This is a genomic window from Aequorivita echinoideorum, assembly GCF_018476645.1.
Lineage (GTDB): Bacteria > Bacteroidota > Bacteroidia > Flavobacteriales > Flavobacteriaceae > Aequorivita > Aequorivita echinoideorum.
Genome location: NZ_JAHCTB010000003.1, coordinates 98,312 through 116,253 on the forward strand (window position 1 = coordinate 98,312; position 17,942 = coordinate 116,253).

20 protein-coding genes and 1 pseudogene are annotated in these 17,942 nt (G+C 39.0%); 10 read left to right on the forward strand and 11 right to left on the reverse strand.

Annotated elements, in window-relative coordinates:
* Together KIV10_RS07255 and KIV10_RS07260 are read right to left on the reverse strand one after the other, a co-directional pair.
* Positions 1-459 carry a universal stress protein gene (locus tag KIV10_RS07255; RefSeq protein ID WP_214112853.1) on the reverse strand — a complete coding sequence of 153 codons (459 nt, stop codon included), beginning with the start codon at positions 457-459 and terminating at the stop codon, positions 1-3.
* A 32-nt stretch (positions 460-491) separates the two neighbouring features.
* On the reverse strand, positions 492-1,139 hold the full coding sequence (locus KIV10_RS07260; RefSeq protein ID WP_214112854.1) for a hypothetical protein: 648 nt from the start codon (positions 1,137-1,139) through the stop codon (positions 492-494).
* Positions 1,140-1,549: 410 nt separating this feature from the next.
* Here KIV10_RS07260 and KIV10_RS07265 point away from each other — a divergent pair, with 410 nt between their 5' ends.
* From KIV10_RS07265 to KIV10_RS07285, 5 genes are all read left to right on the forward strand, one after another.
* A complete protein-coding gene (locus tag KIV10_RS07265; protein ID WP_214112855.1) occupies positions 1,550-2,419 on the forward strand; it encodes a sigma-70 family RNA polymerase sigma factor in 870 nt (289 codons plus the stop codon).
* An 89-nt stretch (positions 2,420-2,508) separates the two neighbouring features.
* Positions 2,509-4,326: a sodium:proton antiporter gene (locus KIV10_RS07270; RefSeq protein ID WP_214112856.1), complete on the forward strand. Its 1,818-nt coding sequence runs from the start codon at positions 2,509-2,511 to the stop codon at positions 4,324-4,326.
* Between the two features lie 13 nt (positions 4,327-4,339).
* Positions 4,340-5,272: a mechanosensitive ion channel family protein gene (locus KIV10_RS07275; protein WP_214112857.1), complete on the forward strand. Its 933-nt coding sequence runs from the start codon at positions 4,340-4,342 to the stop codon at positions 5,270-5,272.
* Positions 5,273-5,563: 291 nt separating this feature from the next.
* Positions 5,564-5,947 carry an HU family DNA-binding protein gene (locus KIV10_RS07280; RefSeq protein ID WP_214112858.1) on the forward strand — a complete coding sequence of 128 codons (384 nt, stop codon included), beginning with the start codon at positions 5,564-5,566 and terminating at the stop codon, positions 5,945-5,947.
* Positions 5,948-6,061: 114 nt separating this feature from the next.
* Positions 6,062-6,904 (forward strand): OmpA family protein, encoded by an 843-nt coding sequence (locus tag KIV10_RS07285; protein WP_214112859.1) that lies wholly within the window; start codon positions 6,062-6,064, stop codon positions 6,902-6,904.
* A 307-nt stretch (positions 6,905-7,211) separates the two neighbouring features.
* Here KIV10_RS07285 and KIV10_RS07290 read toward each other — a convergent pair whose 3' ends face one another.
* The 3 genes from KIV10_RS07290 to KIV10_RS07300 form a co-directional block, all read right to left on the reverse strand.
* A complete protein-coding gene (locus KIV10_RS07290) occupies positions 7,212-7,784 on the reverse strand; it encodes an REP-associated tyrosine transposase (RefSeq protein ID WP_214112860.1) in 573 nt (190 codons plus the stop codon).
* A gap of 140 nt (positions 7,785-7,924) precedes the next feature.
* Complete coding sequence (locus KIV10_RS07295) at positions 7,925-8,509, reverse strand: Swt1 family HEPN domain-containing protein (RefSeq protein WP_214112861.1); 585 nt, start codon at positions 8,507-8,509, stop codon at positions 7,925-7,927.
* A complete protein-coding gene (locus KIV10_RS07300; protein WP_214112862.1) occupies positions 8,506-9,135 on the reverse strand; it encodes a DUF5343 domain-containing protein in 630 nt (209 codons plus the stop codon). Before KIV10_RS07300 ends, KIV10_RS07295 begins: the two co-directional genes overlap by 4 nt.
* A 624-nt stretch (positions 9,136-9,759) precedes the next feature.
* Here KIV10_RS07300 and KIV10_RS07305 point away from each other — a divergent pair.
* Positions 9,760-10,404, forward strand: a complete 645-nt coding sequence (locus KIV10_RS07305; protein WP_214112863.1) for a DUF6266 family protein — start codon at positions 9,760-9,762, stop codon at positions 10,402-10,404.
* A 75-nt stretch (positions 10,405-10,479) separates the two neighbouring features.
* Here KIV10_RS07305 and KIV10_RS07310 read toward each other — a convergent pair whose 3' ends face one another.
* From KIV10_RS07310 to KIV10_RS07320, 3 genes and pseudogenes are all read right to left on the reverse strand, one after another.
* Complete coding sequence (locus tag KIV10_RS07310) at positions 10,480-10,722, reverse strand: helix-turn-helix domain-containing protein (RefSeq protein ID WP_214112864.1); 243 nt, start codon at positions 10,720-10,722, stop codon at positions 10,480-10,482.
* Positions 10,723-11,006: 284 nt separating this feature from the next.
* Positions 11,007-11,650 (reverse strand): annotated as a pseudogene (locus tag KIV10_RS14065) (putative polyvalent protein kinase domain-containing protein).
* A gap of 187 nt (positions 11,651-11,837) precedes the next feature.
* Positions 11,838-12,557 (reverse strand): SDR family oxidoreductase, encoded by a 720-nt coding sequence (locus KIV10_RS07320; RefSeq protein WP_214112865.1) that lies wholly within the window; start codon positions 12,555-12,557, stop codon positions 11,838-11,840.
* A 71-nt stretch (positions 12,558-12,628) separates the two neighbouring features.
* On the opposite strand from KIV10_RS07320, the gene KIV10_RS07325 reads away from it, so the two are divergent.
* Positions 12,629-13,243 carry a M15 family metallopeptidase gene (locus tag KIV10_RS07325; RefSeq protein ID WP_214112866.1) on the forward strand — a complete coding sequence of 205 codons (615 nt, stop codon included), beginning with the start codon at positions 12,629-12,631 and terminating at the stop codon, positions 13,241-13,243.
* 61 nt (positions 13,244-13,304) lie between these two features.
* Positions 13,305-14,045, forward strand: a complete 741-nt coding sequence (locus KIV10_RS07330) for an SDR family NAD(P)-dependent oxidoreductase (protein ID WP_214112867.1) — start codon at positions 13,305-13,307, stop codon at positions 14,043-14,045.
* A gap of 4 nt (positions 14,046-14,049) precedes the next feature.
* Here KIV10_RS07330 and KIV10_RS07335 read toward each other — a convergent pair whose 3' ends face one another.
* Complete coding sequence (locus KIV10_RS07335; protein ID WP_214112868.1) at positions 14,050-14,979, reverse strand: mechanosensitive ion channel family protein; 930 nt, start codon at positions 14,977-14,979, stop codon at positions 14,050-14,052.
* A gap of 118 nt (positions 14,980-15,097) precedes the next feature.
* Between KIV10_RS07335 and KIV10_RS07340 the strand changes: the two genes are divergently transcribed.
* Together KIV10_RS07340 and KIV10_RS07345 are read left to right on the forward strand one after the other, a co-directional pair.
* Positions 15,098-15,385 (forward strand): DUF3817 domain-containing protein, encoded by a 288-nt coding sequence (locus KIV10_RS07340; protein WP_214112869.1) that lies wholly within the window; start codon positions 15,098-15,100, stop codon positions 15,383-15,385.
* Positions 15,385-16,656: a mechanosensitive ion channel family protein gene (locus tag KIV10_RS07345; protein WP_214112870.1), complete on the forward strand. Its 1,272-nt coding sequence runs from the start codon at positions 15,385-15,387 to the stop codon at positions 16,654-16,656. Before KIV10_RS07340 ends, KIV10_RS07345 begins: the two co-directional genes overlap by 1 nt.
* Here KIV10_RS07345 and KIV10_RS07350 read toward each other — a convergent pair whose 3' ends face one another.
* Positions 16,657-17,046, reverse strand: coding sequence for an acyl-CoA thioesterase (locus tag KIV10_RS07350; RefSeq protein WP_214112871.1), 390 nt, complete (start codon positions 17,044-17,046; stop codon positions 16,657-16,659).
* Positions 17,046-17,936, reverse strand: a complete 891-nt coding sequence (locus tag KIV10_RS07355) for a DUF72 domain-containing protein (RefSeq protein ID WP_214112872.1) — start codon at positions 17,934-17,936, stop codon at positions 17,046-17,048. The genes KIV10_RS07350 and KIV10_RS07355 overlap by 1 nt, the downstream gene beginning before the upstream one ends.
* Positions 17,937-17,942 lie beyond the last annotated feature (6 nt).

Here is a 17,942-nt window from a genome sequence, read left to right on the forward strand (position 1 = left end):
TTATTTTTCTCCTGTAGGAATTAAATAAACTGGGATTTTAGTGCGTTCCAAAACACCTGAGGGAACTGTCCCCAATAGTAATTTCTCCAAAGTACCGTGACTATGCGTACCCATAACGATAAGGTCTGCATTCCATTCTTCTGAAAATTTGATGATACTTTTCGCCGTATCACCTTCAGCTAAATGAGTGGAAACATTTTGATTGTCCAAATGTTTCGCAGTTTTTGCGAGATAATCTTCCGCCACTTTGATCATATCTTCCTGAATGTGAAAATCTACCGGAAACGCGTAACCCTCGTATCCCATAAAGGGTTCGTATTGCATTCCGTAATATCTCACATCTGCCAATACGTGCAACAAGCATATTTCAGCATTCATCAGTTGGGCAATCTCCCGCCCCATCCTCACTACTTTTTCTGAAGTAGGATTGTAATCAATAGCAATAACTACTTTTTTCATATTTTTTTCAGGAAGAATTTTTAAATGTCGTTTTACTCTTTTACCACAATGGCAGTCGCCTTATTGCCAGTCAACAGATTCCATTCATAACTAGCCAATAGATTTCCGGTTTCGTCAAAAACTTGGAGCTGAGCGGTATTGGGACCTGAAGAACCTTGATTGAGAGCTTCAAAATCTACCTTATTGAATCCACTTTCAAGCGGAAGTTCGAAACCACGAAACGCTCCTTCGAGCCGAACCCTATCATAGCCAACTTTTCCGTTTACATAGATTCGGATTAAATCGCCATCAACATATTCGTGGTCGCGGTACATAAAAGTAACCTTTCCAGCTTTGGTTTTAAAATCGCCCAAATAATCATCTTTACCATATTCAGGCTTTTCCTCTTTATCTTTTGAAAAATATTTTGGCGCTTTATTTGTTCCAGTATATTCTATTAATCCATCGCCGTTTTTGAAATCTATTGTTGGTTCTTCCGGTTGGCCCAATGTTGAATTTGATGTATTTGAAGGTAAATTGGTAAGCGTGGGTCTTTTGGAAGCTGGTATTTCAAAACTTGAGCCAGTTGTATTCGTTTCATTTGAATTAAACTTAACCGTACTGTTAGATGTTTCAAATTGCGCGAACACTGCAATATTGCTGGCAAATAGTAAAAGAAATACGACTATATATTTTTTCATCACTAAATAATTTTAGAAAACTGTATTCGTCAATTATCACACCAAAATTAGTGAAAGTTTGGTTCAATATTATTTGTTTTCGCTTTCGCGTCTGTTTTTTACCTTTTTCCACCACAATACAAAAAGTAAAATGCAAACAATTGGTAAAATTATGTATATTATAATGTTTGCTGGATTTGTAAAGTCCACTGGTTGATCATCAACCTTTGGGAGGTCTGTAGGTTTCTGTAACAAGAAAAATAAATTTAGAAGCATATTGGTGCATTTTCAGAGGTAAAATAATTTTCTTTGAAAGTAACTGAAAAAAAAATTTCTAATACACATTTTAACATAAGATGTTAAGTTTTTGGATTTTACGCATTAAAAAGTTATAATGCCTTGTTACAATAATATAAACCCCTATAAAATATATGAGACAACTTAAGATAACGAAGCAAGTTACCAACCGCGAAACAAAATCCCTTAACAGTTACTTACAGGATGTAAGTAAAATTGATTTAATCACTGCTGAAGAGGAAGTAGAGTTGGCACAACGCATTCGTGAGGGAGACCAGCGCGCGCTTAATAAACTAAGTCGTGCAAATTTACGATTTGTGATATCGGTTGCCAAACAATATCAAAATCAAGGTTTGAGCTTACCAGATTTAATCAATGAAGGTAACGTGGGCTTAGTAAAAGCTGCTAAAAGATTTGATGAGACGCGTGGTTTCAAATTTATATCTTATGCCGTATGGTGGATTCGCCAAGCCATATTGCAGGCCATTGCAGAGCAATCCAGAGTGGTCCGATTGCCTTTAAACAAAATTGGCGATATCAATAAAATTAAAAAAGCAGCAATCCACTTGGAACAATTATACGAGCGTCCCCCTACTGCTGCCGAAATTGCAAAGGAATTGGACTTTAGTGTGCAAAAAGTAAAAAGTTCACTAAAAAATTCAACGCGAAGTCTTTCCATGGATGCTCCTTTTCAGGAAGGCGAGAATGATAACAATCTTTATGATGTAATCAGTTCCGGGCAAAGTCCCAATCCAGATAAAAGTTTAATCCACGAATCCCTGCGCATCGAGATTGATCGGGCTCTGGATACCCTAGCTCCACGCGAGGCAGATGTCGTTAAGTTGAATTTCGGTCTTTGTGGGCAGCCGCCTATGACGTTGCAGGAAATTGGCGAAACCTTTGACCTAAGCCGCGAACGTGTACGCCAAATTCGTGAAAAAGCTATTAGAAGACTCCGGCAACAATCCAAAAGCCATATACTGAAAAAGTATCTTGGTCAATAACTCCATACAATCTTAATGTATTAATTTAAGATTTTATTAGTAACGAGTATAATATCTACGAGTATCTTTATAATTCTAACCAAATTTAAATGACTCCAGAGATTATACTCGTTTTTACAATAATAGGCATTGCCATTTTACTTTTCGCATTTGAAGTCTTTCCCGTAGATAAAATTGCGCTATTCATAATAGCATCCCTTGCGCTCACCGGCCTCGTAAAACCCGAAGAAGCCATTTCCGGATTTTCAAATGCTGCTACCATAACCGTACTTTCATTGATGATTATCGCGTTGGCGCTTGAGGACAACGGTGTTATTAGCACCTTGGCGCGGCTTTTAAAAAACCTGCACGTGCTGCCATTGGTTTTGCTTCTTCCCGCCTTTATGCTTATTACGGGCGGTATTTCAGCATTTATAAATACTACGGCAGTAGTAATCGTGTTCATAAAAATTATTGATGAACTTTCACGGAGATTCAATCTCCCAAAGGCAAAGCTGCTCCTGCCCATCTCATTTGCGGGTATTATGGGCGGGAGCTGCACGCTTATGGGAACTTCTACCAACCTTATTGTGAATTCCGTCGCGCGCGACTTGGGAGCGGAACGCTTTTCATTTTTTGAATTTTCGTTTTTTGGCGTAATCTTTCTGCTTGTAGGTATTCTTATAATTACCATTGCTTCCCGCTGGTTACCAAAAGATGCAAAGGAAAACCTTCACGATGCGTATGAACTTGGCAATTACGTAACCACGGTAGTAATTAATGCCGATTCAGATTTAATTGATAAAACCATTGAAGAAACATTTCTATATAAAAATCCGGACATTTCAATATTGAAACTTACGCGCAGCAAACAGATTACAAATGCGCCGGGCAGATATATTTCCTTAAAGGAAAAAGACAAACTGCTATTGATGTGCGATATTGAATCGCTTGCCAAATTAAATGAAGCCGAAGGTCTGAGCGTCCATAAACAGAAGGATTCCAACTCGCAGGAAGAAGTTGATGAGGACGGCGAGGAACAAAAAAGAAATGAGGATTTGGGCTTTGTGGAGTTGCTTATCCTTCCCGGTTCCCTATTGATAGGAAAAACATTGAAACAGTTACGAAAACAAACGTTTAAAAATGCGCTGCCAATCGCCATTAAAAAACGGCGGAATATCAGAAATACAAAAGAGCGCTTGGTGCGAAAGAATATTGATCAAATAACCGTAAAACCGGGCGACCGTATTTTGGTAGAAATTCCAAAGACCGAAATCGGCCAGCTCTATGAAATGGAAAATGTGGCTATTCTCCGGGAACACGAAACAAAACCGCCCGTAAATAAATACAAAAGAGCGATGTCCTTTGGTATTTTGGTGTTGGTGATAGCACTTGCCGCAAGCGGTGTTCTCACCATCCTGATAAGTGCCTTGACGGGTGTTTGTTTGTTATTGTTGACCAAATGCCTTGATTTAAATGATGTTTACCATCGCGTAAACTGGCAGGTAATATTCCTGCTCGCGGGAATGATTCCATTAGGGATTGCTATGAACAACACGGGTGCGGACAAATGGATCTCAGATCATTTGCTTGATATTTTAAGCGGCCAATCTGATCTGTTCGTTATCGGTTTTATATTTCTTATAACCATGCTTATGAGCAGTGTGGTTAGCAATAATGCCACGGCAATTATTATGACGCCCATCGCCATTGCGGTAGCAATTGGATTGGACCTTTCCATGAAACCTTTTATTTTAGCGGTACTCTTTGGTGCCAATTTCAGCTTTTTTACGCCTATGGGATATCAAACCAATACCCTCATTTATGCGATGGGTTACTATAAATTCAAACATTTTGTTATAATTGGAGGTATTCTGTCCTTAGTTTTATGGGTTTTGGGTACTTTTATGTTATCGACACTTTTTTAATCATTATTATATTATGCAAGAAACAGTACAAGAGGTGCAGGAAGCACAGGAAAAATTCTCAGTAAATGATGCCATTTCGGGTTTATGGAACAAACTTGACGGATGGTTTGATGCGCTTATTTTGAAGTTGCCAAATATGGTTGTAGCCATTTTGGTACTGGTTATCTTCTATTTCGTGGCAAAGATGCTTCGAAATGTATCCTATAAAATATTATTTAAGAAAATTCAGCAGGAATCCATTCGGCAGATGCTGAGCAAAATCATCTTTGCCGTAGTCGTACTCGTAGGTTTTTTCGTGGCGCTTGGCGTCCTTGAACTGGATAAGGTTTTAACCTCTGTACTTGCCGGTGCCGGTGTGGTTGGTCTCGCAATAGGTCTGGCGTTGCAGGGTACGTTGAGCAACACGTTTTCCGGGCTTATGCTTTCCTTTCTTCCCAAAGTGCGGATTGGTGATTTCATTGAAACACAGGACAAAAAAGGTTATGTAACGGAGATAAACCTACGCAATATCTCCATCCGTCAAACGGATAATGAATACGTTATCATCCCCAATTCCATATTTATTGACAATCCCTTTACCAATTATTCGTGGACGGAGCGTTCCCGCGTGGACGTGAGCTGCGGCGTGGGGTACGAAAGTGACCTGCAACAGGTGGAAGATCTTGTGGTAAAGATTATTTCTGAAAATTTTGAACAGCGTGAGAACGAGGGCGTGGAATTCTTTTTTACTGAATTTGGTGACAGCTCCATAAATTTTGTGACGCGCTTTTGGATAAGCAGTAAAAAGCCGAAGCCAAAACTACAGGCACAGCACGAGGCCATCAAACTTATCAAGAAACATTTTGATGCCCACGATATTAATATTCCATTCCCCATCCGTACGTTGGATTTTGCCAAAAACAGGTTGCGTATGGAAGAGCCAAATACTGGCGATAGAGACGAATAAAACACCCTTTCACAAATTTGCAAAAGGCTTCATATACTATATGGAGCCTTTTTTTATTTATTATGAAGCTATTTCAGAGATAGGATATTGATTTTCGATTTTATAGTATCAAAGCATCTTCCTCTAAATGGAGGCTTAGACATCAATAAAATATTGCGCTATATTTTATAATTTATAGCGCTATTTATTTTGAAATATTGCGCTATATTTATACTGGACAACGTTTCCCATCATGAATATAATGCTGTACGAACAAGATACCTTATACATTCCGAATAAACCATAGTACTTATGCCTTTAAAATATAAAATCGTAAAACGGATAAATCCGCAAAACACTTCCGAAGAAAAATATATTATGCAGCACATTGCCACAGGGGTGGTAGACCTGGAGCGGCTGTGTGATGAAATAAGTAAGGAAAGTAGCCTTTCCCATTCAGATATCATAGGTGTTGTTACGGCACTTACCCGAAGAATGCAAGACCACTTAGAAAATGGAAATATTGTGGATATGGGCGGTTTGGGAAGATATAAAGTAGGGTTTAAGGCCAAACCTTTGGAACAAGAAAAGGCACCCCTAAAACCTCATGTCGAAAAGTTCTATATCAATTACCAACCCTCGCCAAAGCTGAAAATGTGGCTGAAAAACGGACTTAAACTAACGGTTGCGAAATAAGTGGTACACGTTTGCGAAAAGTCTCATTTAACAAAAGTATAGCACGCGTTAACGTAATTTTTGGAGTACTCCCCTCTTATATTTGCTTCAACAAACCTTTAAAAATAAAGTATTATGAGAAAAGCTATTGCACTAACGATGCTAGCGGGAGCAGTAATCACTACTTCATGCGTTTCAAAAAAGAAGTACAATGAACTACAAACACAGTACGACACCACGAGTTCTACCCTAAGCAAGACCCAACTTGAAAAAGAGGAGCTTGAAAGAAAGATGGCGAAAATTGAAGAACGTGTAGCCAACTACAACTCAAAAATCCAATCCCTTACAGATTCAAACAATTCACGATTACAAAATATTGACGGTATTGCCGTTTCAGAAAATGATAAGGTGAAAATGCGTGCCGCGCTTGCCAATGTAGATCCCCAAAAATTGGCACAGGCACAAACATTGAAAGATTCCATGAACCTGATTGTTTCCTATAATCTGAAAAAGAATCTTGACAATACCCTGATTGCCGAAGGTGAGGAAGATGATATCAATATTGATATTGACGAAACGGTGGTGATGATTACCGTATCGGACAAATTGTTGTTCAACTCCGGAAGCTCAAAAGTGAACCCAAAAGCAAACAACCTTTTGCAACGTCTTGCTACGGTTATCAACAGCGAGCCAGCTATGGAAGTGATGGTTGAAGGCCACACCGATAGCCAGACCGTAAAGCCGGGCGCATATATTAAAGACAACTGGGAGCTGAGCGTTGACCGTTCTACGGCAGTTATCCGCAAGCTACAAGACGACTACGGCGTAGCACCGGAGAAATTGATTGCGGCGGGACGTAGCAGTTTCCACCCGCTTACCGAGAATGACAGCAAGGAAGGCCGCGCAACAAACAGAAGAACGCGCATCGTTATCCTCCCCAACCTAGATAAATTCTTGGCCTTGCTTTCAGCGAATTAAAAGAAAATCATTTGATATTTAAAAAGGCGATTCAGAAATGAATTGCCTTTTTTTATTTTGGTAAGTTGTATATTGAGTAGCCTTTCGCTAGTCGTTGTTGTAGGTAACATCGCTCCCGCGCTCCCGAGATTTCGGGAGCATCGCGTGGCATTACAGTATCAATTTCATTAAACTAAATTCTGAAAAACCAAATCATCGCTCCCGCGCGATTGTATCGCGTGGTATTCCCTTATAAATTTAATCTAGATTTTGAAAAACCACAATACCTCCTCGCTCCCGCGCGATTGCATCGCGTGGCATTCTAGTATCAATTTGATTGACCTAAATTTTGAAAAACCACAATACCACCTAACAAACCTTTTTCATCTGAATAGTCAAGGGCACTACTATACAAATAATCTGAAGGTTTATAAACAACTCCAGCTTCTACGGGATTGTTGTGTATATAGTTTATCTTCTCCTGTATCAACTTGTTGCTCCAGAGCTCTATTGGCTTATTGTCGTGTCGCCAAAATTGATATTTGGAAACATTTGAGGTCTTTTCCCCGGCATTACTGAATCTGGCCAATAAAAATTCTTTCCTGCTTTCCCTGGGGTTTTCTGAGATTGCCTTTACCAAGGCCTTGCTGGTAAATCTCTTGAAATCCCCCAAAAGCAATTCAGGTCTTTCGCCATTTATACTTCTGAAGATTAAATGTACATGATTGGTCATAATGCACCACGCAATTATCTCCATCCCCTTTTCCTTTTGGCAGAAAGACAAACTGTTCAATAGAATATTTTTATATTCAACTCTGGTAAACACATCGAGCCACTCCACCACCGCAAAGCTCACAAAATAAAGTCCTTCTGGATTATGGAATTTGTAGTTACGGCTCATAGATTATAAAATTAAGCAAAAAAGCATTGGTAGATATTATGCTTGGTGGAAAGAACGCTTACTCTTGTGGCCACGCGATGCAATCGCGCGGTAGCGGGGGAGAACAAGCAATTACTTATAGATATTGTTGCCAGTAGTTTTTATATTCCCACTTGTCTTATCCAATCTCTTATTAAAGTCCCGATTCTCGCTAAATCCTGTTCTGATAAATCTCCACTATGCATTATAACGTTTCTAGACCTTTCAAGAGCTTTGATAATTTGTTGTGCCCATTCTAAAGATACAATATGAGGTTCAAAATATGCCCAATTGTCTCCGCGCATAATTGCAATCAAATCTCCAAACTCTGTGTAATTAATAAAATTATCTCCTCTTTGTGTATGCCAGCGAATTTTATCTTCCTCTTCTTTTCTAGATTCGGCTCTTTCTCTAACTTTATTCGGAACACATTGTTCCCACCAATCAGCACCTTTTTCTTCGATTAGTTTTTGCGAGATAAATTCTCTTATACTATTTTCAAAAGCGCATATTGCCGTATATACATATGACATTTTCTTTGAATTTGACACGAATTCTTGTGGTAATTCATCAATACAAAGAAGGCTTATGATTTTTTCTTCATCAATCCTCCCGTAAGATTTTTTGTCTTTGGCTTGTGTATATTCTAATGCTTGTTTCGTCAAAATGCCTTTAAAAACAAAAGAATATAATGGGTCGGACATCATAATAAATGGTCTTTTAATGATTTGAAAATTGCATCGAATACTGAAATATCTTTGGTTTCAGGTAGATGTATTTGAATATTGTAATGCATCTCTGTAGTTATTTGTTTACTTATAATTTCTCCCAAATTCTTTGAATTTTTGTATTCGGGTTCTTCTTCGGTTTGATATTCCTCTTCTTGAAGAACTTTCGATAATCCAGTATTTGAAAAATCCGCAATACTGCAAAGTTCTTTAAAAGTTTTAGCCATTAAATCAAGAATATTATCCGTTTTTTTGCCTTGAAAAATTGTCTTCATTTTATTCTTAACTTCAGTTTTGGTCATATTTTGAGCATTTTTATTTAACTGAAATAAGTCCGAATATGCTTCTTGAATACATTCCGCCAATATCTTTTTAGTCCTTGATTGGTCAATGAATTCATAATATTTTGAAGTTGGAACTCCATTTCCGTCAAGCAATCCTAAATCCTTAAATAACTTTAAATACAATCTGTCATTGGTACTTTTGAAACCTAATTGTTCTAAAAAAGCAATCGTAAATTTGTCGGGTGCCTGAGCATTCACAACTGTATCAATAATTGGATTCAGGTTTTTTGTTGTTTGTAAATAACTTTCAATTAATGACATATGTTTATTTTTTTAAATTACTGGCAACATGCTTATATATACATCTTTTAAAAATAATGCTGTATATACACCACGGGAACATATTATAATTTTCAAATATTATAGTAAGATCGCTATCGCATGATACAACACACAAAAGCTAATTAATTGGGGGGAGATTTTCAAATGTAATAATTAATGTGAAATAAATGACAATGAATAATTAACAATGTGAAATTAATAATTACCAAGGGAGTGTTCATTAAAGTGTGTCAGCGGTTAAAATAGCTTTCTCTAAATCCATTACTACTTTGTTTCATGCTGTGTGCTAAAAGGCGTAACAAAAACACTTTCCCCCACCCTCACCCCACCCACCTTCGGAAAAAAGGTGCTTTTTCCGAACAACGTCCGAACAAAACTGCCACTATCCCCGAACAAATCCACAAACTACCCGAACAAATCTTGCAATTGTTTGCAAAAGTGTGCAAATGATTGCAGCGGTACGCAATGGTTGGCATTGGCCTGCAATACGTTGCTAAAGCAAGCAATAACAGGCAATTGTAGGCATACTTTAGGATGGGCCAACCTGTTAAAATACTTTTGGCTCAATCAATAACTAATGTTTAACCTTTAAAATTTAAAATCATGGGAAAATTTAATGATGGCATCTTTGGTGCCTTTTCAGGACGGGTAGGTAATGTGGTAGGTGCCAGCTGGCGCGATATGGACGTGCTGCGCAAGCGACCCCGCCGCAAAAAACAGGATCCTAGTGAAAAACAAATGGAGCAGCGCCTCAAATTTGCCGAGGTGGCAAAGTTTTTAAACCCTATCAAGGAAGTAGTGGGTGCCTATTTTGGCAGGACAGAAAAAAGCAAATCGCGCTTTAACCTTGCCACCAGTTACCACCTTAAAAATGCCGTAGTACCCGCACCGGATGGTACGTATTTAATAGATTACCCACGTGTTATGATAAGCCGGGGCGAACTGCGCGGTATGGAAGAGGGTACCATACAAGCGGCGGCAAACCATGTACTGCAAGTAACATGGGCTGACAATAGTGGGCAGGGTTCTGCAGCAGGGACTGACCTTCTTGTAGTGGTTGTGTATGAAAGCGACGGCCAGTTTTTCAGCATATACAATCCCGCGGGAACACGTAACGAGGCCACCAAGGCCATTACCATGCCGGCCTATTATTTTGGTAAGGAAGTCCACGTTTGGGCGGCTTTTGTTTCAGCAGATAAAAAGGTTTCTTCCATAAGCACTTATTTGGGCCACGTAACTGCGCAATAATGATCCACAATGCCTTAAAGGTAAAATCCAAAAAGAGCGATGCATCTTTTTGGATTTTTTGTTTTAGGCCCATCCTTACTTTTTTACCTTGTACCGGTAAATGCAGTTATGATGGCTTTGCTGTTCAATCATTTTATTGATTATTTTTTCTGAGTAGTAATACGTGCCGCCCATTTTTATAAAGGGAAGGTATTCCTTTTTGCGCCAGCGGTATAGGCTGCACTTGCTTACGCCAAAGAGAGTCATAAGTTCTTCGTCATTCAATAAACGATTCTTCTTTCCGAAACTTTCATTTCCATCGGTAGGTTTTTGTGACATACATGATAAGATTTAGATAACGGGGAGGGCGCTAATGTAAAAAATATTCTTAAATTAATGTTAATTACATAACTTTTTTAGTTGTGACGTAGCATAAATTTAATTTGAAAAGGTTTACAGCAACTATTTAGCAATGCTGGTTGCTTGAAAGAAATTATTATAATCAAAAATTATCTTGATAATAATCGGGAATGTATGTTTAATAAAAAAGGCGATTCAGAGATGAATTGCCTTATAAAAATAAAAAGTGAAAAAAATCAATCAAACCACTAGTCTTATTTGGTTTAAGATTTACAAAAAATATCGTTGTTGATAAAAAATACTGTATCAATAAAATATAAGATTCCCGTGTTGGCTAGTACATTTTCATCGTGCAAATCTTCTATTATAATTCCCAATTCTGAGTGAAAATAATCGTTACGCCTAATATTAACAAATCCATTGGCGCTCATAAATTCTCTAACCAAGGTTAAATCCGTAATACTGTCTGCAATTACAAAAGGTTGCTGAACTACTGCATAAAGCGTTTCATCTATAATATAAAATCCATTTAGATTATAGGCCGTATCCGAAAAGAAATAATTATGCAAAGCAGGTTATGAAAATAGTCTTCCCAAGATGCGTAGTATATAGCATCGTTTAATTTTATTACATCCTTAGCTCCGTGTATATAAACTTTTTGTTCAGCTCCACTGGAGATAAATTTATTTTTAGAAATAGAATCCACAAATAATCCGTGCCTTTCTGCAAAAGCAATTAATCTCTTTGTTTTTTCAGCTTTGTGTTCGTGTTTCTCCTCAGCCATTGGGCTTGTTCTTTTGCCACTTCTAAGGTAACTGGAGATTGTCTGGATAAGCGCATCGTAGCTTGCGCCGCTCTTTCCTGAAATGAGATTTTGTAATTCATACTTTGTTTGCTCTAAATCCATTTGATTAAAACTGGCTTTCTTAATTTTAAAACCGAAAGTTTAACTAGCTTTAAATGTAATTCTTTTGCAATGTCTATGCAAATATTCTATTGTAAGGGCCTATTTTGAAATTTCAATAATTATAAATATTCTTAAAAAGACGATTCATTTCTGAATCGCCTTTTTTGTTTTACTTATTCTGAAAAAATTACTTCGGCGTAGTGGGCCTTACCTCAATTTTGCTGGGCAAGGTGCGCGGGTTCATTTTCAATAAATCCACAACCATCTGCCCAATGTCCTCTGGCTGGATTTTCCAGGCATCTTTGTCATCGGGTTCATTGCCGTTGAATTGGGTTGAAACCGAACCGGGCATAATGGTGCTCATCTTTATTCCATAATCCCGAACGTCCAGCATCGCGGCTTGGGTAAATCCGGTCACTCCAAATTTACTCGCATTGTAGGCACTGCCGCCTTTAAAGAAATTGGTGCCCGCCAAACTGGAAATGGTAATGTAATATCCTTTAGTTTTTTTCAGTTGGTCCAGCGTGGCTTTTAAGGTAAAAAATGGCCCGGTAAGATTGGTCTCAATGGTTTCCTGCCATTGTTCGGCGGTCAATTCTTCTACGGAGCCAAAATGCCCAAGACCTGCATTGGCAATCACAAAATCGATACTTCCAAATTGTTCCACCGCCTTTGACACTGCTTTTTGCTGGCTGTCATAATTCCGAACATCCGCTTCCACCGCCATCGCCTTGGCACCATCGGTTGTATTGCTATTTAATTTTTCGGCTGCCTTTTCAGCGGTTTTCAAGGTTCTTCCGGTGATTACCACATTAATTCCCTCGTTTAAAAGTGCTTCGGCTATGCCGTATCCTATTCCTTTGGTTCCGCCCGTAATCAGTGCGGTTTTGTTCTTTAGTTTTTCCATAAAATTGTTATTTTTCCCAAAGTTACAAATCACGGTCTCCAAACTCCCTAAATTCAACTTAAATTTGAACGATGAAATTAACAGCCCTGCTCCTATTCCTTCTCATTTCTTTGAATTTTTCTTCGGAAGAAAATCCGCAGGAGCAGTTGGTGGATATGGCTGAACTTTCTACTGAATTCAGCTATGAAATCCGCTACGCCACCCCCAACAATTTTATAGGCGAAACATTGTACGATTGTCCAAAGTGCCTTTTGCGCCCCGAAGTTGCCGAAGCGCTTTTGCAAGCCAACCAATATTTCTGTGAAAAGGGATACCGCATAAAATTTTACGATTGCTACCGACCGCTGGATGTGCAAAAGAAAATGTGGGCCAAAGTACCTCGTGCCACATACGTGGGCAATCCCTACGGCAACGGCTCCATCCACAACCGCGCGGCTGCGGTGGACCTAACGCTGGAGACGCTGGATGGCTGTTATGTGGAAATGGGCAGCGATTATGATTATTTTGGCCGTGAGGCGCACATTGACAATTATAATTTTTCAAAGGAAATTCTTGCAAATAGAAAGTTGCTTTTTGATGGAATGCGAAAGTTTGGTTTCAGCACCATCCGTACTGAGTGGTGGCATTTCAGCTTCAAAAAGAACTATGCTTTTAAAGTGCTGAATATTCCCTTTCCCTGCGAATGATTTAATACTTCATTAATAGCCATTCCTATTCATTCATTGTAACTTTAGAAAAAAATTTATAATGAAAAACAAAACAGTTATAGTTACTGGAGCTGGATCCGGAATTGGAAGGGCAATTTCACATAAATTTGCCGAAAATGGTGCTAACGTTGTAGTTTCAGACATTGATGAAGAAGCTGGAAATAAGGTTGTAAACGAAATAACCGATAAGAAAGGTTCGGCAATTTTTATAAAGGCAGATACTTCAAAAGCCGAAGAAAATGAAAATCTAGTAAAGAAAACCGTTGAGAAATTCGGAAATCTGCATTATGCCGTCAACAATGCCGGGATAGGCGGCGAAATGGCAATAACGGCCGATTACTCCCCTGAAAGTTGGGAAAAGGTAATTGCCATAAATTTAAGCGGGGTTTTCTATGGAACACAATCCCAAATTCCCGCAATTTTGAAAAGCGGAGGTGGTGCCATCGTTAATATGTCGTCCATTTTGGGTAGCGTAGGTTCTGCAAATTCCGTAGCGTACGTTGCCGCAAAACACGGCGTTGTAGGGCTTACCAAAACTGCGGCAATTGAATACGCAAAAGAAAACATACGAATTAATGCCGTAGGTCCGGGCTATATTTCCACACCGCTCCTCGAACAGTTGGATCAAGAGCAAAAAGATGCGCTAATAGAAAAACACCCGATGGGCAGGCTCGGAAAACCTGAGGAGGTTGCCAATCTGGTTTTTTGGCTGTGCAGTGATGAAGCCAGTTTTGTTACCGGCTCCTACCATTTGGTAGATGGCGGTTACACGGCTCCATAACTAGTTAATCAGAAATACGATCCTTTTTTAATCCGCCCTCGTGGCGGATTTTTACTGGAATGGCATCTTCGGTTCCGTAGATTTTAAGTTCCTTGATGTCTGCGGGCAGATTGAAACCAGCCGCTGCCAATTTCTCCTTGATTTCTTTTATAATAATTCCGCGAAGTACTAGGGAGGCGCGGCGATAATCCTTGGTATCTACCCAGAAAAAGACTTTCAGGTTTACCGTACTTGCCGCGAGTTCGTCCTCAATCACAAAATTTTCGTGCAATGCATCGTGCACAATCTCGGTATTTAAATCCAGAATATTCTGTATCAATGCTTTTGCGCCCTCAATTTCATCTTCATAACCAATTCCCACAACAAATTCAACTCTATAAAAGCCATCGGCGGTATAGTTGGCCACGGGTTTGGTAAGCACATCGCTATTGGGAATGTAGATATCCCGCCCATCAAAGGTTTTGATGTGTGAATAGCGAAAACTCAGTTCTTTTACCTTTCCGAATATATCATCAATTTTTATGGTATCATCTATATTGAAAGGTCTGTTGAAGGCTAGGATTATTCCCGCTAGGAAATTTTTCCCAATATCCTGAAAGGCAAATCCCAGAATGATGGCTCCCCCACCCACTGCGGTCAAAAGTCCTGTTGCCACACCGTTTAACCCTGCAACCTGTAGCGCCAGCATAATTGCGATAATTACCAAAATAATTTTTATGGCTTGCGCAAGAAAGCGCGCCATCAGCGGATCTTCGGCTTTTTTAAGAATTCTTCTTTTATAGAAATTGGTTATAAGCTGGGCAATGAGAATTCCGGCGATAATAACGAAAATGCCCAACGCAATGCGCGGCAGTACGCTCAGGAGTTTTTCATAATAATTATCCAATGATTTGAGAATGGTTGTTTCAGGGGATTCTTGTAGAAGTGCAAACATAGAGATTTTTTGATTTCAATAAATATAGCGTACTTCGTATAAAGTCTATTCGCTTTTTCATATAAAATATTCATAAAAATATAGCATCCCAACTTCAACGTGTATCTTTGCAGAAACTTTGAAAACTGTGGAACTTTCAGTAAAATCATTCAAAATTATAAGCATTTTAGAAGCCGTATCCTTTTTAGTATTGCTATTGATAGCAATGCCCCTAAAATATATGTTTGAAATGCCACAAATGGTTCAGGTAGTAGGGATGGCGCACGGAATTTTGTTCATTCTATATTTGGGCGGTGCCATTTATATGTATAAAAAATTGAATTGGTCTATTGGCACGCTCTTCATTGCGGTGCTATGTTCCATTATACCATTTGGTCCTTTCTACGTTGAAAAGAAATTCCTCTAATGAATACGGAAACCATTCAAGAATATAGTTGTATTCTTCAATACTACCTTATAAATCAAGGTATGGCATTGCAATGGGCCATATTTGTGAATGTGGTGGTCAATTGTGTCATTGTTCTTATTTTCATTAATCTGCTTGATGTTGTTCTTCGCAAATTTGTGGTGGAAGCTTTCAAGGCATTCAGCAATAAAACCACCACTACCTTTGATGATTATTTGGTAACGAGCAATTTCCCACGATACATCGCGCATACCATTCCGCTTGCAATTGTTTGGTATTTAATCCCAATAATTTTTCTTGAATCCCAATTGATTACCCGTTTGCTTTTAGTTGCAGCAAATGTTTACTTGATTATACTTAGTGTTTTAATTTTCAGAAGTATACTTAGAACTTCCAGACGCTTTATGGCGGAGTCTGAAAAGTTTAGGGATAAACCTCTGGAGAGTTATGTTCAGGTAATGATGATTTTTGCATGGGGCGTCGGTATTTTTCTTATTATCCAAGAGTTGACCGGATATTCCGTGATAAGTCTGGCAACTTTGGGAGCCGCCTCTGCGGTGCTTCTTCTTATTTTTAGGGATACCATTTTGGGATTTGTGGCAAGCATTCAAGTTTCGGTAAATGATATTGTGCGCATTGGGGACTGGATAACCTTCAGCAAATTTGGTGCAGATGGGTATGTAACCGAAATAAACCTCGCCACGGTGCGCGTACAGAATTTTGACAATACATTCACCACGATCCCAACATATAGCCTAATTGCAGATTCCTTTCAAAACTGGCGCGGGATGCAGGATAGTGCTGGGAGACGCATAAAGCGGGCAATTTATATCAAGCAATCTTCCATAAAATTTCTATCGGAAGCGGAAATTGAGAAGCTGAAAAAAATACAATTGATAAAACCCTATTTGGAACACCGCCAAAAGGAAGTGGAAAAATTTAACAGGCAGAGTGAAGCCGACAAGGCGCTTTTGATAAATGGAAAGAACCAAACAAATTTGGGCGTATTCCGCTATTATGCCGATGCTTTTTTAAATGAAAATTCAGCAATAAACAAAGATCTTTTTATGATGGTGCGGCATTTGGCGCCAACGGATAAAGGCATTCCCATAGAAATCTTTTGCTTCAGTTATGATAAGCAATGGGAAAATTACGAACACATTCAGGCAGATATTTTTGACCATTTGTTAGCTTCCATCCCCTATTTCGATCTTGAAATATTTGAATTGCCCACAGGAAAGGATTTGCATCATTTCCCGAACAAGGAATAATTATTTCGCCAATCTATCTTTTACAAATTCAATCTCCGTTTTTCCATGGGGTTTGGGCTTGCCGTCTTCGCCAAGGCTAACCATAATTATTTTATCGATGGTAATAATAACTTCGTGCGTCATTTTATTTCGCACTTCGCACGATAGTGTTAAGGAACTGTTTCCAAAAGCGGTAGCTTCCAGGCCTATTTCAATAATATCACCTTTCGTCGCCGAACTTTTGAAATTGATCTCGCTCATAAACTTAGTCACCGTTCGCGGATTTTCGAGTTGGATGATAGCATAAAGTGCAGCTTCCTCGTCAATCCATTCCAGCAATCGTCCGCCAAAAAGCGTCCCGTTTGGATTCAAATCTTCAGGTTTTATCCATTTTCGTGTGTGAAAATTCATTAGAATAATTTATTTGGTTTGTCCATTTGCGGAATGTGGAGATTGGTTCCAAAGCGTTCGTTCGCCTTTTTTATAAAATGTGCGGAAAGCAACGGGGACGCCTGCTCGATGTTTTGATGTACGAAAAAATAGATGTTTTGCAGACCTTCCTTCCACCATTTTTCAAGCCTTTCAATCCAATCATCAAGCCTTGTGTAATCGCTTTCGTGATTACTACCGTTATAGCGAATGAATGCCGTGGGCGTGGTGAGCCGCATATGAAGCAGGTCGCGCCTTCCCGCAGAATCCACAATGATATTCGTTATTTGGTGTCTTTCAAGAATGGAATATAATTCTTCGGAAACTTCAGCATTGTTAAACCACTGCGTATGCCGAAATTCGATGGCGGGTTTTATGTCTTTTGGAATCATTTTAAAGAAAGGGTCTAACCTATCTATATCCTTTGGGCTAAAATTGTCCGGAAGCTGGACAAACGGCATTTCCAGTTTTTCTTTCAAATTTGAAGAGTTTAAGACAAATTCATTCAAATTTTCCTGAGCATCTTCCTGCAGCCTTTTCCAGTGTGAAATTCCCTGAAAAAATTTTGGGAAAAACCTGAAATCTGCGGGCGTTTTATCATACCAACCCGCAAAAACATCGGCCGGAAATATACGGTAGAATGTGGCATTCAACTCTATGCTATTGAATTGGGTGCCGTAATGTTCCAACTCATCCTTGGTACCTCTAGGATAAAAACCCTTTAAGTCTGATTTGTTCCATTTTGCACAACCCACGTAGAGATTTGGCCTATCCGGTTTTTTATGTTCTGAAAGAACTTTTTTTGTGCCGGGATGGTCTTCTGGCAAGCTAAAATCTATTTGTGAAGGGTCAGCTACTTTTCCGAATTTCATTTTTTG

Excerpts from the sequence above, each read along its gene's own strand:
- KIV10_RS07355 (WP_214112872.1), bottom strand. The coding sequence starts at position 17,936 with ATGAAATTCGGAAAAGTAGCTGACCCTTCACAAATAGATTTTAGCTTG.
- KIV10_RS07305 (WP_214112863.1), top strand. The coding sequence starts at position 9,760 with ATGGGAAAATTTAATGATGGCATCTTTGGTGCCTTTTCAGGACGGGTA.
- KIV10_RS07260 (WP_214112854.1), bottom strand. The coding sequence starts at position 1,139 with ATGAAAAAATATATAGTCGTATTTCTTTTACTATTTGCCAGCAATATT.
- KIV10_RS07295 (WP_214112861.1), bottom strand. The coding sequence starts at position 8,509 with ATGATGTCCGACCCATTATATTCTTTTGTTTTTAAAGGCATTTTGACG.
- KIV10_RS07265 (WP_214112855.1), top strand. The coding sequence starts at position 1,550 with ATGAGACAACTTAAGATAACGAAGCAAGTTACCAACCGCGAAACAAAA.
- KIV10_RS07350 (WP_214112871.1), bottom strand. The coding sequence starts at position 17,046 with ATGAATTTTCACACACGAAAATGGATAAAACCTGAAGATTTGAATCCA.
- KIV10_RS07290 (WP_214112860.1), bottom strand. The coding sequence starts at position 7,784 with ATGAGCCGTAACTACAAATTCCATAATCCAGAAGGACTTTATTTTGTG.
- KIV10_RS07325 (WP_214112866.1), top strand. The coding sequence starts at position 12,629 with ATGAAATTAACAGCCCTGCTCCTATTCCTTCTCATTTCTTTGAATTTT.
- KIV10_RS07275 (WP_214112857.1), top strand. The coding sequence starts at position 4,340 with ATGCAAGAAACAGTACAAGAGGTGCAGGAAGCACAGGAAAAATTCTCA.
- KIV10_RS07280 (WP_214112858.1), top strand. The coding sequence starts at position 5,564 with ATGCCTTTAAAATATAAAATCGTAAAACGGATAAATCCGCAAAACACT.
- KIV10_RS07310 (WP_214112864.1), bottom strand. The coding sequence starts at position 10,722 with ATGTCACAAAAACCTACCGATGGAAATGAAAGTTTCGGAAAGAAGAAT.
- KIV10_RS07300 (WP_214112862.1), bottom strand. The coding sequence starts at position 9,135 with ATGTCATTAATTGAAAGTTATTTACAAACAACAAAAAACCTGAATCCA.
- KIV10_RS07255 (WP_214112853.1), bottom strand. The coding sequence starts at position 459 with ATGAAAAAAGTAGTTATTGCTATTGATTACAATCCTACTTCAGAAAAA.
- KIV10_RS07335 (WP_214112868.1), bottom strand. The coding sequence starts at position 14,979 with ATGTTTGCACTTCTACAAGAATCCCCTGAAACAACCATTCTCAAATCA.
- KIV10_RS07320 (WP_214112865.1), bottom strand. The coding sequence starts at position 12,557 with ATGGAAAAACTAAAGAACAAAACCGCACTGATTACGGGCGGAACCAAA.
- KIV10_RS07285 (WP_214112859.1), top strand. The coding sequence starts at position 6,062 with ATGAGAAAAGCTATTGCACTAACGATGCTAGCGGGAGCAGTAATCACT.
- KIV10_RS07270 (WP_214112856.1), top strand. The coding sequence starts at position 2,509 with ATGACTCCAGAGATTATACTCGTTTTTACAATAATAGGCATTGCCATT.
- KIV10_RS07330 (WP_214112867.1), top strand. The coding sequence starts at position 13,305 with ATGAAAAACAAAACAGTTATAGTTACTGGAGCTGGATCCGGAATTGGA.
- KIV10_RS07345 (WP_214112870.1), top strand. The coding sequence starts at position 15,385 with ATGAATACGGAAACCATTCAAGAATATAGTTGTATTCTTCAATACTAC.